This is a genomic window from Ruminococcus sp. SR1/5 (assembly GCF_000209835.1).
GTDB classification, from domain to species: domain Bacteria; phylum Bacillota; class Clostridia; order Lachnospirales; family Lachnospiraceae; genus Blautia_A; species Blautia_A fusiformis.
On record NC_021014.1, the window covers coordinates 3,211,071 to 3,225,388 of the forward strand.

At 47.2% G+C, this 14,318-nt stretch carries 14 protein-coding genes and 1 pseudogene; 3 read left to right on the plus strand and 12 right to left on the minus strand.

Going from position 1 to position 14,318, the window contains the following annotated elements; all coding sequences use genetic code 11:
* Positions 1 to 70: 70 nt before the first annotated feature.
* From CK1_RS16120 to CK1_RS16155, 8 genes are all read right to left on the minus strand, one after another.
* Positions 71 to 841, minus strand: coding sequence for a prolipoprotein diacylglyceryl transferase (locus CK1_RS16120; RefSeq protein ID WP_015527202.1), 771 nt, complete (start codon positions 839 to 841; stop codon positions 71 to 73).
* A complete protein-coding gene (locus tag CK1_RS16125; RefSeq protein ID WP_015527203.1) occupies positions 838 to 1,656 on the minus strand; it encodes an arginase family protein in 819 nt (272 codons plus the stop codon). Before CK1_RS16125 ends, CK1_RS16120 begins: the two co-directional genes overlap by 4 nt.
* 43 nt (positions 1,657 to 1,699) lie before the next feature.
* Positions 1,700 to 2,644, minus strand: coding sequence for a DUF308 domain-containing protein (locus CK1_RS16130; RefSeq protein ID WP_015527204.1), 945 nt, complete (start codon positions 2,642 to 2,644; stop codon positions 1,700 to 1,702).
* 167 nt (positions 2,645 to 2,811) lie between these two features.
* Positions 2,812 to 3,003, minus strand: a complete 192-nt coding sequence (locus tag CK1_RS16135) for an alpha/beta-type small acid-soluble spore protein (RefSeq protein WP_015527205.1) — start codon at positions 3,001 to 3,003, stop codon at positions 2,812 to 2,814.
* A 97-nt stretch (positions 3,004 to 3,100) separates the two neighbouring features.
* On the minus strand, positions 3,101 to 3,283 hold the full coding sequence (locus tag CK1_RS16140; protein WP_015527206.1) for a PspC domain-containing protein: 183 nt from the start codon (positions 3,281 to 3,283) through the stop codon (positions 3,101 to 3,103).
* 13 nt (positions 3,284 to 3,296) lie between these two features.
* The gene (locus tag CK1_RS16145) at positions 3,297 to 4,214 is read right to left on the minus strand and encodes a DUF4097 family beta strand repeat-containing protein (protein WP_015527207.1); all 918 of its coding nucleotides are present in this window, start codon (positions 4,212 to 4,214) and stop codon (positions 3,297 to 3,299) included.
* Positions 4,211 to 4,987, minus strand: coding sequence for a DUF1700 domain-containing protein (locus CK1_RS16150; RefSeq protein ID WP_015527208.1), 777 nt, complete (start codon positions 4,985 to 4,987; stop codon positions 4,211 to 4,213). The genes CK1_RS16145 and CK1_RS16150 overlap by 4 nt, the downstream gene beginning before the upstream one ends.
* Before the next feature lie 2 nt (positions 4,988 to 4,989).
* Positions 4,990 to 5,307 (minus strand): PadR family transcriptional regulator, encoded by a 318-nt coding sequence (locus tag CK1_RS16155; RefSeq protein ID WP_015527209.1) that lies wholly within the window; start codon positions 5,305 to 5,307, stop codon positions 4,990 to 4,992.
* A 256-nt stretch (positions 5,308 to 5,563) separates the two neighbouring features.
* Here CK1_RS16155 and CK1_RS18595 point away from each other — a divergent pair, with 256 nt between their 5' ends.
* The 3 genes and pseudogenes from CK1_RS18595 to CK1_RS18945 all read left to right on the plus strand — a co-directional run bounded on the left by CK1_RS18595 (position 5,564) and on the right by CK1_RS18945 (position 7,026).
* Positions 5,564 to 5,695: a hypothetical protein gene (locus CK1_RS18595; RefSeq protein ID WP_353611188.1), complete on the plus strand. Its 132-nt coding sequence runs from the start codon at positions 5,564 to 5,566 to the stop codon at positions 5,693 to 5,695.
* A gap of 20 nt (positions 5,696 to 5,715) precedes the next feature.
* Positions 5,716 to 6,474: pseudogene (locus tag CK1_RS16160) on the plus strand (NOL1/NOP2/SUN domain family protein); the annotation flags it as partial.
* Positions 6,475 to 6,495: 21 nt separating this feature from the next.
* The gene (locus CK1_RS18945; RefSeq protein ID WP_502685139.1) at positions 6,496 to 7,026 is read left to right on the plus strand and encodes an RsmF rRNA methyltransferase first C-terminal domain-containing protein; all 531 of its coding nucleotides are present in this window, start codon (positions 6,496 to 6,498) and stop codon (positions 7,024 to 7,026) included.
* A gap of 52 nt (positions 7,027 to 7,078) precedes the next feature.
* Here the strand turns inward: CK1_RS18945 and addA are convergent, their stop codons facing one another.
* Genes addA through CK1_RS16180 form a run of 4 tightly spaced genes read right to left on the minus strand, consistent with a single transcriptional unit; the run spans position 7,079 to position 14,130 of the window.
* A complete protein-coding gene (gene addA / locus CK1_RS16165; RefSeq protein WP_015527212.1) occupies positions 7,079 to 9,934 on the minus strand; it encodes a helicase-exonuclease AddAB subunit AddA in 2,856 nt (951 codons plus the stop codon).
* Complete coding sequence (locus CK1_RS16170) at positions 9,910 to 10,800, minus strand: UvrD-helicase domain-containing protein (protein WP_015527213.1); 891 nt, start codon at positions 10,798 to 10,800, stop codon at positions 9,910 to 9,912. The genes addA and CK1_RS16170 overlap by 25 nt, the downstream gene beginning before the upstream one ends.
* On the minus strand, positions 10,781 to 13,210 hold the full coding sequence (locus CK1_RS16175; protein ID WP_015527214.1) for a PD-(D/E)XK nuclease family protein: 2,430 nt from the start codon (positions 13,208 to 13,210) through the stop codon (positions 10,781 to 10,783). The genes CK1_RS16170 and CK1_RS16175 overlap by 20 nt, the downstream gene beginning before the upstream one ends.
* Complete coding sequence (locus CK1_RS16180; RefSeq protein WP_306289001.1) at positions 13,195 to 14,130, minus strand: PD-(D/E)XK nuclease family protein; 936 nt, start codon at positions 14,128 to 14,130, stop codon at positions 13,195 to 13,197. Before CK1_RS16180 ends, CK1_RS16175 begins: the two co-directional genes overlap by 16 nt.
* Positions 14,131 to 14,318 lie beyond the last annotated feature (188 nt).

Consider the following 14,318-nt stretch of genomic DNA (forward strand, 5'->3'; position numbering starts at 1 on the left):
GCAGCGAAAACCTGTCCTTATACCACTATTGTCCAACTTTTTCCTGATACATGGGACTTCCCTGATCCGTTTAAACACTGCTCTTGCTATCTCTTTTTTTCCTGATCCGTATCAGCAGCACGATCCCCGCAATCCCTGTAAAAATACTGATAAACTGGGAAGTCGACAAAATTCCCACACTTCCACGGATAATATCCCCACGGAAAAACTCGATCACAAACCGTCCAATGCTATAAAAGATCAGATAACAGGCAGTAACCTGACCATCTTCTTTTTTGTTCCGTGCGATCAGCAACAACAAAAGAAAATGCAGAAAATCCAGTCCGCTGGAATACAACTGCGTCGGGATCAGCGCCACGTGATTGGGCGCATATTCGGAATTCTGAAATATCACAGAAAAAACACTCTCTGTCTCTTTTCCATAACAGCAGCCCGCCAGGAAACATCCGATCCGTCCAAATCCCTGGGCCAGTGCCACAGATGGCAGGATCACATCCGCGTATTTAAAAAATACAAGCTTTCTGATCCTGCAATACAGAAGCCCCGTCAGTATCCCGCCGATGATACCGCCAAACACCACAAAACCGGAGCTTAAAGTTTCCATTATAAATCCCGGATCCTGAACAATTGATTTCCACTCTGTGATCCAGAAGAGAAGCTTTGCACAGAAAAATCCACCCACCAGGCACCACAGGATCATTGGAAAGATCTGTTCACTGTCAAGCTTCTGTTTTCCGGCTCTGTATTCTGCAGTCAGGCAGCCTGCCAAAATTCCAATGGCGATCATCAGACCATAACCGTATACCGTAAATGGCCCGATGGTAAGAAGTTCATTTTTCATCGGTTTCCTCCTGTTATCTCATTCTTATTTCCGTCATGATCTTCGCTCCCGTATGCGGACAGAAAACACTCCAGCAATGTAGCATTGGCCCGGTCATTCAAGGCGCTGTTTCCAGATTCTGCTACATCACATTCACCACAGATATCCACGCCCAGGATTCCCTCTGCACATATTTCTCTGACTCTCTTCAGACATTCCAGCATCGTATCCAGGCGCATATCCCCCTGGCTCCAGTTCGTGTCCGCATCATCCTTGCAGAGAACATCTTTATCCACAGAAATGTACAGCGGCAGCTTTCCCACATGCTTGCTTACAAACGCACACACCTGCGCCTCTTCCATTTCCAGAAGCTTCTCTCTGCTCAAGAATTCCACCTTTTCCTGAATCTCCGATTCCACTCTGGAAAAAGCTTCCTCATCCGGGCCGATCAGGATCACCCTTTTAAGCAATGGAAGTTCCATAACAGAATCGTAGATCCATCCTCCGCAGGAAAGCAGACCTCCGAATGCCGGCGGCTGCATATCCGTATGATTGTCAAATACAAGAAGCGAGAAAGGCTCCGATATCTTTTCCAGCCAGATCCTTGTCATATAGTGATAGTTTCCGGAATCAATAAAATGGATTCCTCCGGAAGAATAAGGGGCAATACGGCTGCGAATGGCATTCATCGCATCCTCATCACAGTAGCAGTTGGTTCCGGGAATGTCCCTGGCCTCCACCCGGGATACTTCTTTTCCCCTCCAGAACTGCTGATCCTCATATATTCCGGAAAAATCCATCATCAGTATCTTTATATTTTTATCTGTATTTTTCATGTGCACATCTTACCACGGAATGGCAGATGATGCAAGAGAAGGGTCAGTCCTTCCACTCTTCCAGTTCTTCATCGGAACCGTCCAGAAGATCCTTCAGGCTGCCGGTTTCCGCCTGGTCTTTGCCTACAGCCCAGAGCTTCATCTCCACATTCTCCGGTTCTTTTTCCCATCGGGAATTCTTCTGCTTTTGCTCTTCTTCCGGTTCTGTGGATTCTTCTGTCTCTTTTCTGTCCGCAGAATATCCGTCTGCATCCTGCGCCGGCATAGACGCTGTAGTCTCTGCTGTAGTTTCTGTTGGATATTCTGTTTCCTTCCCACTCTGCCGCTCACTCGGCGCGTTTTCATCCTGGGTTTTTGTATCATTTGGCACATCCATATCTGCCGTTTCATTTACAGCATCTGAACTGTCTGCAACAGAATCTTCCTTCTCTGTCTCCGCCTTTTTTGCGATCTTTCGAAGCCCCAGCTTCATAATAATATAGAATACGATATCCGCAGCTCCGTCACACACCAGCACCCAGCCGGAAAAGATCAGCAGAGTCATGATCTTCGGAAATCTTCCAAACAGCATCACGATTCCAAGTGCAATGAAAACAAGACTTCCGATCAGAAGCACGCTCCATGCGCCGTTTCCTCCTTTTTTCAGAAGGAAGGCTCCTTTAAACTTCCACAGACTGTCAACCAGTACAAATGCGCTGAGCATCCATGGAAGCAGTTTGATCACAATGGACGGTGTCATAAAAAGAAACACCCCCAGCACAAAAACAACCACACCACTTAGAAGATCCATGATCGTAGCTTTCGCTTTTCCACGTATGTAAATATAGATATGATAAATGCCAGCTCCGATGAGGATCAGCCCGAATACTACTTTGCAGATCACGTCCACCGTCTGCGTGGGGATCAGGATCAGGCAAAGTCCCAGCAGTATATAAAATACTGAGGAGATGATCTCACCCTTTAGAATGTTGTTGATTTTTTCACCCATGTTCCTTCATACCTCCTCTGTTATTCCAACAGTATAGCTCTTTTCCACTGGTCAGTCCACCCTGAACCGTCAAAAAATTTCTTTTTTCCAGAAAAATATTCTTATAATTCAATACAGCCCGAAGGACTTTTCCGGCGTCATTTCGCCTTGTTCCTTCAGGCTGTATTTTACTTTTTATGTTTCTTCTTTTTTGTCATAAGACCACCGATCCGTCCGGTTTCTTTTGCAGAAAGGCTTTTCCACCCGTCTTTGATCACTTTATCCAGAACTCCCATCTCATCGGCAATCTCGTATTTCAGTTTTTCCGCCTGGGAAAGCTTTCCCTCAAGATATGCTTTTACTTCTTTCTCCCTGTTCATCTTCCACACTCCTCATCTTTTTTATGGAGTATGGACAATTTCCGGATAAATTATGCATTCTGAAAAATATGTCCGTCCTTTATGGGTACTGTCATTTTTAATCCGGGATAATGATCGCCGCAATGATATACGCCAGGATTCCGGCTCCGCCCATCAGCGTGATGATCACCCATACCAGCCGGACAAGAGTCGGATCGATATTAAAGTATTCCGCAATTCCGCCGCAGACACCACATAACATACGGTTTACTGATGATTTGTATAGTTTTTTGTTACTCATAATGCTTCCTCCTTTAATCTTCTTCAAATTCAACCTCAACGTTTCCCATTCCGCAATCCAGTTTTATATTTTTCGTGGCACCTTCATTTGTGATCTGTTTATTTCCGGAAGTAATGGATGTTTCCAGAGAATCATCCACCTCCAGATTTCCAAGACCACATTTCAGCTCATAATTATACTCAGTAGCTTTTCCTGTAAGTGTAAGCTCCATATCTCCCATACCACAGCTTCCTTTTAAATTCTCCACCTGAAGTTCACTGATGTCAGCAGTTCCCACTCCGACTGTAAAATCTGCTTCCTTTATATCCAGGCTGTTGGAATTTTCAATGGTTCCGGCCCCCACATTTACTTCCATCTGCTCCGCTTTAAAATCACCATCCAGTTCGATGGTTCCGGCTCCCATCTGAAGTTTTATCTTCTGAAAGCTTAAGTTTTCCGGGCAAAAAATTTCTATGGAACGGTTTCTCACTTTTTGATTGCTTGCAATTCTCAGACTACCGTTGTTATTGCTGATCTGAATGCGATTGTGATCCTTCCCTGAAACTTTCACCTGGACTTTATCCTCATTCCATGTTTTCAAAACCAGTTCTTCGTATCTCAGATCACAGAAAAGGTCTGACACAGCCGAGGCCTCATATACTTTCGTATATGCGGAACTGTCTGCACTGTCTGCCAGAACGCCCTTCTCAGTTGCCGCGCTCTCTGCAGCTGCCTGAAAATCGTCCTCCTGCTCATCCATATCTTCCTCGGAATCTTCCACTTCCCAGCTGTCTTCATGATCCAGAACACGAAGCACCTGCGTGATTCCTTGATCCAGAACACTCACATCTCCCATAGTCGCTCCCATGGCAGCTCCGCCGGCAGTAAGTCCCAGGCCTGCCACACCGAATACTGCTGCAAGGATCAGAATTACCTTCAGAAAACGTTTCATACTTTTTCCGCCTTTCTTCCATTCAGGAGATTGCTGCAGAATCCCGTAAATTTCCGCAGGATCGCAGGCAATATCTTACCTGTAAACCACACCGTCAGTAACAGTAACAAAAGTCCAAATGCCATCATCAGGCATCCGATACCGATAGTCAGGATCCCGGCCGGCGGAAGAGACACCGTCATGGCAATCCCAACAACAATGCACGCAACTGCACCGATCACAAGGATGATCGATCCCGCTCCTGCAAAAAATGTCAGCAGGAAAGGCAGCAATGCCAGTGTCACCAAAATCCCCAGTACTCCGCCAAATAATCCTTTTATCAGAGGAGCCGCAAAAACAAGAACGATCAGCGCAAGAATGATTCCTGCCTTATTCTGCTTTTTCTCTGCGTGATAGCCGCGCTGGGCACGTCTTTTCCTGCGGTCTTCGAAATTTTCTGTATTTCCCGTATCACGATGGGCCTCTCCCTGTCTATTTCCGTATACGGTTACTTCTGTATAATGGTCCGGCATTTCCCCGTTCTCTTTCACACGGGTATCCTGATATCCGTTCTCTGTGTATTCCCCGTAATCTTCACTGTTCTCCTGAAGATCTGCCTTAATGATCGCAGCAACCTTCCCCGGATTTCCCAGTTCCCGGATCACTTCTCCTTCATTCTCAGGACCTGCATCATCAAAATATCCTTCATAATATTCCAGTGCTTCCTGTCTCTCTGCCTCTGAAATATCGGAAAGCAGCCGTTCAAGCTGTTCCATAAACTGCTTTCTGTTCATGCTCAAACTCCCTCCTCAAACATCCTGGTGATCTTGGATGAATAGATCTCCCATTCACTTCTGTAAAGATTCAGCTGCGCTGCGCCCTTATCTGTCAGCTTATAATATTTCCGGTTTCTTCCTGCATATTCCATATTGTAGGCTTCCAGACATTCATCCTTCTGAAGCCTGCGAAGGACCGGATACAGCGTAGATTCTGAAACCTCCAGAACACTTCGCACATCCTGGGTGATCTTGTACCCGTAGGTACCGTCCTTCTCTCTGGAAATAACAGCCAGGACGATCGCATCCAGGAGGGCTGCTCCTGTATTAAATACCATCTGCTCACCTCTCTATGACCTGTAAAACGGACATTCACATTCCGTCTTACTACATGCTGATGAACGCGATCACTTCACGATTCAACGCTCACATGATAAGTCATGTAATATTGTTCTGTGAACAATACTATATATCGTATAATATAGTTTTGTCAATAGTATTTAGAAAAATCCCTCTATACTTTATAATATTTTTCGGAAACCACTCTTTTCACACAATATCCGAAAGAGTCAAGTTTATATTATGGAGGAAATTATGACAGATTCAGATAAAATACAGACATTACCGCTTCCTTTTCTGGAGCGTATGAAAGAAATGCTGGGAGATGATTATGATGCTTTCCTGAAAAAGCTACAAAAAATCCCCGCACCTACGGTCTACGTGTAAACACCGCCAAGCTCTCCTGCCAGGATTTTCAGGCGCTTTCCCCTTTCCCTATCCGGCCGATCCCGTGGATCAATACCGGATACTTCTACGAGGAGGAAAGCCGCCCTGCACGATGTCCTTACTACCAGGCGGGTCTTTATTATCTCCAGGAACCAAGTGCCATGACACCGGCTTCTAGGCTTCCCATCGAACCTGGAGATTTTGTCCTGGACCTCTGCGCAGCTCCCGGAGGAAAAGCCACTGCCCTGGGTGCAGCCTTAAATGACACCGGATTTCTCCTTGCCAACGATATCAGTACTTCCAGAGCCAGAGCCCTTCTTAGGAATCTGGAGCTTTTTGGCATGAAAAATATGCTCGTCACCGACGAAAAGCCCGCCAAACTTGCCCAGCGTTTTCCTGCTTTCTTCAATAAGATCCTTCTGGACGCTCCATGCTCCGGGGAAGGCATGTTCCGAAAAGAGGAAGCCCTTGCCCGCGACTGGACACCGGAAAAATCCGCTGAGCTTTCTGATATCCAGAAAGACCTGGTCTTAAAAGCTGCCGATATGCTCCGTCCGGGCGGAATGCTGCTTTATTCCACCTGCACTTTTTCCCAATGTGAAGACGAAGAAGTGGTAGCCTATCTTCTCAGACAACGCCCGGATATGGAACTTATGGAAATGCCAGGATATGAAGGCTTCTCCAGCGGCCGCCCGGAATATGCCGGCACAGCAGACACTTCCGATTCCGAAATCACGTTAAGCTTAAATGCATTTAATCCGGAAGAACTTCAAAAATGCGTCCGAATCTTTCCACACAAAATGGATGGCGAAGGTCATTTTCTCGCCCTGTTCCGCAAAAAAGGTGACTCTCTTCCACCTGTTTTCCGCTTTTCCGCAAAAGGACCGGACAAAAATACCCGGAAATGGCTGGAGGAATTTTTCTCTGAGATCGGCCTGAAAACCATTGGCGGTCAGGAATTTGACTGGAACCGTGTGGAAGTCCGCAAAGATAAAGTATACTATCAGCTGCCCTTCCCTCTGGATCTCCGCGGAATCTCCTTTCTTCGAAACGGCCTCTACCTGGGTGATCTGAAAAAAAACCGTTTTGAGCCGTCTCAGCCTCTGGCGCTGGCGCTTCACAAAGGAGATGTGGAAGCAGTTATCTCCCTGCCGGTTTCCGACGAGCGGCTTACCCGTTATCTGAAAGGCGAAACGCTTATGATCGAGCCGGAAGAGGCCGCTCACAAAAAAGGCTGGCACCTTCTCTGTGTGGGCGGTTATCCTCTCGGCTTCGGAAAGCTTGTAAACGGGATCCTGAAAAACAAATATCCTGCTGGCTGGAGAGTGTAATCTCTCCGCCGCAGGATATCTGCCCACATTAACATATCATTTCATTTTCAGATCAGAGACTGAACGCTTCTCCAAGAGTAAACGAATAAATATACCGTTCCTTCACCTTCCGGCCTGTCATCCGTTCCAGCGCCTGGGCGTAATCCTCCAGCTGTACATGATAACGGTCGATCAGCTTCTGTTCTTCTCCACGTCTCACAAAGTCCGTTTTATAATCCACCAGAACGATTTCTTCATCCTCTATAAAATACGCATCAATGATTCCCTGTACCAGAACATTTTCCTCACACTGCCACTGCGGATCAAGCTCCGAAGCTTTTCTTGCGATCACAAAAGGCTGCTCCCGGAACAGAAGTCTCTTCTCTGAAGCTGCTTTCATCCGCTGTCCGAGAGGTGTTTCCACAAAATTCCAGATATCCTTTACCCGAACCGACTCAGCCTCTTTTCTTTCCATCTTCCTGGCGTCAACCCATTCTCTCAGCTGTCTGCGGATCTCATCCCTGTTTGCTGTCTTCTGATAGTCCAGGCATTCCATTACACGATGATAAGCCGTTCCACGAAGTGCCCCTGTATACCCTTCCTCTTTCTTCTCCTCGATAAATCGGGGAACCAGCGGCTGGATCTCTTCTTCCGTCTCATAATCCACCGTTTCTTCCAGATCCTGCTCACTGTGGTAGCTTCGCTTTTTCAGTTCTGATACACTCACCTTCACAGGAAGATCTTCCAGATATTGATAGGGATATACAAAGGAAAAACGTCTCTGGATCTCCTCCCGGATCTCACTGTCAAAAACTCTGCCCGGATTCCAGTTCTCCAGTGTTTCCTTCTTCATTTCCCGCTCTGCCTGTTCCATAACCTCACTTTCTGTCAGTTCCCGTGCTGTGACCCGTGTAACTTTGAATTCTGCCGGATCTTTGTACAGAGGATTTGCGGTATTCATAAAGATGCCATATTCATGAAATAATGGTGCCATGCAGCGATGCCTTGCCAGTGCCGGAAGCACATAATCCCAGTAAGTCTTCCCGCCAAGCCTTCTTCCCAGAGAAAGCAATGGTTCCTCACTGTCCCTTAATGCGGACAATTCCCCCAATTCCGGATACAGGGCTCCAATGGTTCCACTGAGGATCAGTTTTTCCTTTGCACGTGTAAGCGCTACATAAAGTACCCTCAGCTCCTCTCCGAGGCTTTCCATCAGGAGCGCTCTCCGTATGATCTGCCTGCAAAGGGATGGAGCGATGATCCTCTTCTCTGGCAGGATCGCATCCGCACCGATCCCCAGCTCCGGATGGATCAGGATACTTGCGTTCATATCCCGGAAATTAAAGCGTTTTCCCATTCCTGCTGCAAACACTACCGGAAACTCCAGTCCCTTGCTCTTATGGATCGTCATGATCTGTACTGCACTTTCCCCGGTTCCGGAAAGATTTACCTCCCCGTAATCCACCTGATACTGCTGAAGCTTCTGGATATATCTTACAAAATTAAAAAGGCCTCGATAGCTTGTCTTCTCATATTCCATTGCCTTTTCCACAAGCATGTTCAGGTTTGCATTCCTCTGTTCACCATTTGGCATTGCCTTTGCATGGTCTCCATATCCGGTACGTGCAAGTACCTCTAGGATCAGCTGATGGACCGGCGTGTAAGCCGCCTTATCACGAAGTGTATTCATGGTGTCCATAAAACAGGACAGCTTCTCTCCGAGGATTTTTTTGTTTTCCTCAAAGCTCCCATGCTTTCTATAGTCCTCCACAAACCTGCACACACATTCATAGATCATTCCTTCCGGATATGCGATCCGAAGCTCAGCCAGCTCTTCTGTGGTACATCCAACGATCGGTGAACGCAGTACGCCGGTCATGGGAATATCCTGCAGCGGATTATCCAGGATCCGGAGATAATTCAGCAGTGTCACAACCTCTGTTGCAGAAAAATATCCGGTTCTGGAGGCCGTATATACCGGTATCCCTCTTGCACTCAAAACCTCCCCGAAGGTTTCAGCCCAGCCTGAAGCAGATCGGAGCAGGATCACGATATCTCCATATTGAAGAGGTCGATACTCTCCCGTTTCCTTATCCAGCACCCGTTCATGCCCTACCATAGATCGGATTCTTCCTGCAATGGCAAGGGCCTCCAGCTCTCTCTCATTCTCCGTTACTTCTTCATCCTCCTCTTCCAGCAGCGGACTGTATTTATCCACAAGAAGGATCTCTGTTTTTACAAATTCCGGATCCTGGCCTTCCGGAAAAGAAGCTCCGGGATACAGAGCTGCCGCCTCGTCGTAAGCAATTCCTCCCAGATCTTCCCCCATGATCTGCCGGAAAATAAAGTTGACACTTTCAAGGACTTCCGGTCTGCTTCGGAAATTTTTGTGCAGGTCGATCCGCTGTTCCGGACTGTCTTCCAGTGAATAGCTCTTATATTTTTCCATGAACAGTTCCGGACGGGCCAGACGAAAACGGTAGATGCTCTGCTTTACATCTCCTACCATAAAGATATTTTTGCGTTCATTGACCCAGCCGGAAACTGTCTGCATCAGGATCTCCTGAACCAGATTACTGTCCTGATACTCATCCAGCAGGACCTCATCATATTTTTCAGAAAGCTCTCTTGCCGCCTGGCTGGGCACATAGGTTTCTCCTTCCTTTTTCAGAAGGATGTCCAGGGCAAAATGTTCCATATCTGAAAAATCCAGAACATTTTTTTCACGCTTCTTTGCCTGGAAACGTTCTGCAAAATCCTTTGTCAGCTTTACCAGCATCTCCAGCGGTGGTGCAGATGCTTCTGTCAGTTCCGTCAGCTCAGCCAGATTTCCGTAAAAATATCGGATCCCCAGTTCCTTCAGATTATCTTTTGCATCTTCGCGAAGAGCTTTTACCAGATTTTTCAGCTGCTCCGATACTCCCTCCATTTTTTTGAGGAAAGTCTTGCAAACTTCAGATTCCGGAGATTCTGCGCTATCTCATCATAATCCCTTTTAACGGACAGTTGTTTTAACTGCCGGATCAGTATCATATCCTTTTCCAGAGCCTCCAGATAAAGCTCCGGTCCATCCTGGAGCTGACAGGTCCTCATTGCGGTTTCTGTAAGCTCTTCCGCTTCTTTCAGTGCGCAGTCTGCAGCCTCCCACAGATATCGGAACCATCGCGTTCCCTCAAGACCTTTTTCCGGATCCAGATGATAATTCTCCACACAGCTGTCCAGCCATTTTTCGGGCCATGGATTACTCATCGCAGCATTATAAAGCTCCAGCACATGTTCCTTCAGTCCTTCATCCGTTTTTCCTGGCGCATAGCATTCCACAAATGCAGTAAAATCTGCCTTTCTTTCTGCATAATGATCTTCAAAAAGCTCCTTCAGCACATCTTCCTGCAAAAGCTTCAGTTCACCCTCATCTGCAGTCCGGTAACCCGGATCCAGTCCGATCAGATGAAAATAATTTCGGATCACATAGGCGCAAAAGCCGTCAATGGTAGTGATCTGTGCCGTATGGATCAACGTCATCTGTCTCTGCAGATGCTCATTATCCGGATCTTCAGCCAGTGCCTGATCCAGTCCACGTTCGATACGTTCCCGCATCTCTCCCGCTGCCGCCCTTGTAAATGTCATGATCAGAAGACGGTCAATGTCCACCGGTTTCAAAGGATCCATGATCTTACTTAAGATCCTCTGCACCAGCACTGCAGTTTTACCGGAACCGGCTGCTGCGCTGACCAGAATATTCCGGTCCCGGAGCGTGATGACCTTTTTCTGCTCCTCAGTCCATTTCACTGCCATTCTCTTCCTCTCCCTTCATGATCTTTTTCCACAGTGCATCTTCTTCTATGGACGACAGCCTGTGAAACTCATATCCCGGTATCTTCCTGTCGAAGCCGCACACAGTAAGATACGGACAATATGTGCAGGCATTCTTTTTTCCAAGTTCATAGGGTTCCACTGCCGCATTTCCATCCAGGATCGATTCCCTGATGTCACAGATCTTTCTCCGCACATACGCTCCCAGAGCATCAAACTGCTTCCTTGAGGCAACAGAAGATCTTTTGCTGAAGCTTCCGTCCCGGTTCAGGGATACCGGTATGGAGGCCATAGTGCTGTCGATTTTGGTACTCATATTATCATCTGCCTGTACAAGCCCGTTCATTTTCATTTTCTTCAGCATCTGCTCATTGATGCTTTCCATATCCGCATGGATCTTCTCCTGTATCATAGGATCCTTCACATTATAATAAAACACACCAGCCGGAACGATCTCGCGATCCGGATACTTCCGTTTTTCCACCTGTAATGCTCCATCCAGATAGACCATCAGCTGAAGCTGAAGGCCATGATACAACGCCAGCAGATCAAACGAAGTATTTCCAGTTTTATAGTCGATCACCTTCACATAGACCCGGTTGTTCTCCGGCTCTTCCATGATATCCACACGGTCGATCCTTCCGCCCTGAAACCTCACCTCAAATCCTTCCGGCCGGAATGCTCCATGCTTCAGCTGTTCCTGCAAAGCCCACACGGTACGCCGCAAAATACGTCTGGTCCGTTCGATCATATATTCATTTCTCGCACTGCTTTTAAGGATCGTATTTCCGTAATCTGCGGAAACCTGATCCAGACAGCTGTCTATGATACGGTTTCGCTCTTCCTCCGTAAGCTCTGCCCAGTCCAGTCCCTCTTTTCGGACTTCCGCCGCAAATTTTTCCAGTGCCATATGCATGACATTTCCCATATCCATAGCCCGGAACTCATACTCTGCACGTTCTGTAACCTTCAGGCCATACTGCAGAAAATGTGCAAATGCACAGGCCGCAAAACGCTCCAGCCGGGTAGCACTGTACGGGGAAATTTCTCCATAGAGGATCTTTGCCACTGTTTTTCCGATCTTATCTGACGGTCGTTCTGAAAAAGATGCCTCTGTAAGCTTTTTTACAAGGATCCGGTATTCCGGGCTCTGAAGATACCAGCTGTACAGTTCCTGGAAGACCGCATTATCCTGGTAAGCTTCTCCTGCAAGCCCTCTCAGGAAATAATCCAGGCTGATTCCCGGAAGCTCCAGTAATTCCATAGGTTCCTGCATATCTCCGCACTGCCGGATCTCCATTTCCGGAAACATCTCCCGGATATTACTGACAAGAAAGGCCGGACTCAGGGCTTTTCCCTGGCTGTCGGACTGACAGAAGGACAGACAGAGCAGTTCTCTTGGCTTGGTCATGTTCAGATACAGATAAAATCGCTGCATGTTCATCAGTTCCTTTGGCCCCGGTGCAAGCTGGATCCCCTGATCTTTAAAAAATTCTCTGTCAATCTCCGTAAGCATTCCTCCACCGGATGTATTCTTCGGAATATTCCCTTCATTTACTCCCACAAAAAACAGTGCACGGATATCCTTCAGCCTGGTTCTCTCCATATCTCCCACAAGTACCTGGTCCATACTTGGCGGGATCAGAGCCACCTTGGCCTGGTTCAGTCCTGTTTCCAGAAGCTGACGGAAATCCTGGCGGTTCACGGTTTCCTCTCCCAGGATCTCCACCATATTATCCAGAAGTTCCATAACAATTCCGTAGATCTGGGCATATTCCTTTTCCATGGCCTTGTCGCCCTGTTCCTTGAATTTCAGTTCCTGATGCTTCAGTTTCTGCTGCACCTGGCTCCGCACTGCAAACTCGTAGAGAAAAGTACAGTATTCCCGCACCGTCTTTTTCCCACCTTTAAAGCTTAGCGCAAGCTCTCTGGTCTCATCTGCGAACCGCTGCCGGATCTCATTAAGCCTCTGAATGCTTTCCGGCGGCATTCCCCGGTAAATACGCACCCACACTTCATCCCATTTCTTAAATCCACGGATACCAAGAGCCAGCACATAATTCTCCAGAAGGTCTGCTTCCTCCCTGGTCACACAGGACATTCCGCACCGGAGATACCGGAATACACTCTCATAGGAAAAATCCTGCACTGCCATCTCAAGTGCTGCCCGGAAATATTCTACAAACGGATTCATCAGGACCGTGTGCTTCTCATCAATGAAATACGGGATCCCTGCTGCTGTAAATACCTGCTTTGCAAGATTTCCATACTCCTCCAGGTTACCTGTGATCACGGCGATCTCACCGTAACGGCAGCCCTTTTCCCTTACAAGTCTGGCGATCCGGCGGGCAGCTTCTTCCATTTCCTTCTGCGGGTTCACTGCCGAAAACATGCAGATCTCATCCTGCGCTTTTTTATATATATTTTTTCGGTAACGGAAGATATTTTTTCAAGGAAATGAAGGGCAGGTGCCTGGGAAAAGCGGGATTTTCCCACATCCTTCAAAAGAACCGGTGTCTCGATCTCCCTGGTCAGCTCCGAAAGCCCGTGGATCATCTGACGGCTCATATAAAAAAGCTGATAAGGTTTTCCTCTCATGCTCAGATTCTCATCCGCATCCATGGTCACCGTTACCATCACCTTCTCACAGACAGCAAGAAGTTCTCCCACAACACGCATCTGAATAGGCGTAAAACCGGTGTAACCATCCAGAAGGAGTACACTGTTTTTCATTTTTTCAGAAAACGGAAGAGCTTTTTCCAGCGCATCCATTACTTCTTCTCCTGTCATATAATGATCCTTCAGATATCCGGTAAATGCCTGGTAAAGAACAGCTACGTCTTTCAGCTTCATCTGAAGTAACGCTCTGTCACCGGAATCCTCGATCATCTCCTGGATCTCACTGTCCCGGATATCGTACTGCATAAACTCCGACAGGATAGACTTCACTTCATCCAGGTATCCCGCTTTACGCATCTGACCTCCCAGATAGGAAAGCTCCTTTCCATGCTGCTGTACCATCTTCTGCAGCACCATACTCTTACCGGTTTCTTCCAGAAGGATGCGGCTGTCTCCTCCAACTTCCTCCAGAACACGGTATGCAAGACGCTCAAAGCTCAGGATATCAATATTCAAGATTCCCCTGCCCGGACTCATCTCCACCAGTGTCTTCTGGGTCTGCATGGTAAACTGCTCCGGCACGATCACATAAAAAAGCTTCTCAGGATGCAGCCCCGCCTGTTCTATGATATTCTGATAAGCATAACAGGATTTTCCGCTTCCGGAACTTCCTATGATAAACTGTAATGACATCTTCATCCTCCCGATCACTTGCAGATTTTCAGTCATTCCGGCGCCATCCTGCGCCTGAAGTATTCCTATCATACCACAAATTCTACTCCTATAGAACGGTCGTTCTCTATATTCTGAAATATCTGCCTGCTCTTTTCCTTATTTTTCCAGGCACAGTATCGAATAACCTGCGCACAGCTGTGGCATAA

What these genes read in the sequence shown, in the direction of transcription:
- CK1_RS16120 (WP_015527202.1), bottom strand. Translation starts at nt 841, where the DNA reads ATGAAAAATGAACTTCTTACCATCGGGCCATTTACGGTATACGGTTAT.
- CK1_RS16125 (WP_015527203.1), bottom strand. Translation starts at nt 1,656, where the DNA reads ATGAAAAATACAGATAAAAATATAAAGATACTGATGATGGATTTTTCC.
- CK1_RS16130 (WP_015527204.1), bottom strand. Translation starts at nt 2,644, where the DNA reads ATGGGTGAAAAAATCAACAACATTCTAAAGGGTGAGATCATCTCCTCA.
- CK1_RS16135 (WP_015527205.1), bottom strand. Translation starts at nt 3,003, where the DNA reads ATGAACAGGGAGAAAGAAGTAAAAGCATATCTTGAGGGAAAGCTTTCC.
- CK1_RS16140 (WP_015527206.1), bottom strand. Translation starts at nt 3,283, where the DNA reads ATGAGTAACAAAAAACTATACAAATCATCAGTAAACCGTATGTTATGT.
- CK1_RS16145 (WP_015527207.1), bottom strand. Translation starts at nt 4,214, where the DNA reads ATGAAACGTTTTCTGAAGGTAATTCTGATCCTTGCAGCAGTATTCGGT.
- CK1_RS16150 (WP_015527208.1), bottom strand. Translation starts at nt 4,987, where the DNA reads ATGAACAGAAAGCAGTTTATGGAACAGCTTGAACGGCTGCTTTCCGAT.
- CK1_RS16155 (WP_015527209.1), bottom strand. Translation starts at nt 5,307, where the DNA reads ATGGTATTTAATACAGGAGCAGCCCTCCTGGATGCGATCGTCCTGGCT.
- CK1_RS18595 (WP_353611188.1), top strand. Translation starts at nt 5,564, where the DNA reads ATGACAGATTCAGATAAAATACAGACATTACCGCTTCCTTTTCTGGAG.
- CK1_RS18945 (WP_502685139.1), top strand. Translation starts at nt 6,496, where the DNA reads ATGGATGGCGAAGGTCATTTTCTCGCCCTGTTCCGCAAAAAAGGTGAC.
- addA (WP_015527212.1), bottom strand. Translation starts at nt 9,934, where the DNA reads ATGGAGGGAGTATCGGAGCAGCTGAAAAATCTGGTAAAAGCTCTTCGC.
- CK1_RS16170 (WP_015527213.1), bottom strand. Translation starts at nt 10,800, where the DNA reads ATGGCAGTGAAATGGACTGAGGAGCAGAAAAAGGTCATCACGCTCCGG.
- CK1_RS16175 (WP_015527214.1), bottom strand. Translation starts at nt 13,210, where the DNA reads ATGTTTTCGGCAGTGAACCCGCAGAAGGAAATGGAAGAAGCTGCCCGC.
- CK1_RS16180 (WP_306289001.1), bottom strand. Translation starts at nt 14,130, where the DNA reads ATGTCATTACAGTTTATCATAGGAAGTTCCGGAAGCGGAAAATCCTGT.